This window comes from Lawsonibacter hominis, from assembly GCF_014287895.1.
GTDB lineage: Bacteria > Bacillota > Clostridia > Oscillospirales > Oscillospiraceae > Lawsonibacter_A > Lawsonibacter_A hominis.
Genome location: NZ_JACOPP010000079.1, coordinates 1 through 1,005, shown reverse-complemented (window position 1 = coordinate 1,005; position 1,005 = coordinate 1). Strand labels below are relative to the sequence as shown.

The following is a 1,005-nucleotide window of genomic DNA, read 5'->3' as shown; positions in this document are numbered from 1 at the left end:
AAGGCCCTGGCAGAGTACAAATACGAAAACAAGCGCTTGAAAATGGAAGTAGAGCTGTTGCGGGATTTTCTCTTGCTCACTGGGAAGGAGTGAAGATCAGCGTAAAATACAAGGTCATATATCGACACAGAAAAGAGTATCCCATCAGCGAAATGTGTCGTTTTTTTGAAGTATCCCGTAGCGGTTACTACGGATATGTCAGCAGGATGGATACCCTGGCCAAAGATTTGCCCCTTGCTGAAAAAATACGAGAGTGTCAGGCAGAGAGCCGGAACACATATGGATACCGCAGAGTGTGTATCTGGCTTGAACGCAAAGGCATCCACCACAACCCTAAAACCATTCTCAGAGTAATGAATAAGTACAATTTGCTGTCGGTTATAAGAAGAAAACGATATGTAAGATATGGGGAAGGTCTGCACAAATACCCCAATCTGTTGAACAGAGATTTCACCGCTGAATGTCCGAATCAAAAATGGGTAACGGACATTTCGTACATCAGCACTGGACAAGGAACCTTGTACTTATCCATCATCCGAGATCTCTATGACAACAGCATCGTTATCTACAAGACCGCCACGAACCAGAATGTCAACCTGGTACTGAATACGATCAAGGCGGCCAAGAAGAAAGAAAAGGTCACTGCAGAGCTGCAACTCCACAGTGACCAGGGTGCTCAGTACGCCTCAGAAGCATATTTTGAGCTAACTCAAAGATACGGGATTACGCCCTCAATGTCAAGACGCGGAAATCCGTATGACAACGCTCTGGCTGAAAATTTCTTTTCTATTCTCAAAACAGAGTGCATCTACAGAACCAAAATCAATTCTTTTGCCGAGGCCAGAGCGCTCATTGACGATTATATTTTCTTTTACAATCACCAGCGCATTCAATCAAAAACAAAACTGACGCCTCTGGAATTGCGCCGCCAGTTTGCTGCTTGAAAATCTCATAGTCCTATATTAGGGGCGTTTTTGTGCTGTCCGCACAATCGGGGGCGGTTCA

Annotated in this window: 1 protein-coding gene; it reads left to right on the top strand. The window is 44.8% G+C overall.

Features of this window, described 5'->3' with window-relative positions; genetic code table 11:
- Window positions 1-944, top strand: a 944-nt coding sequence (locus H8S57_RS16835) for an IS3 family transposase (RefSeq protein WP_207723850.1), incomplete at its 5' end; no start/stop codon positions are given.
- Window positions 945-1,005: the final 61 nt, after the last annotated feature.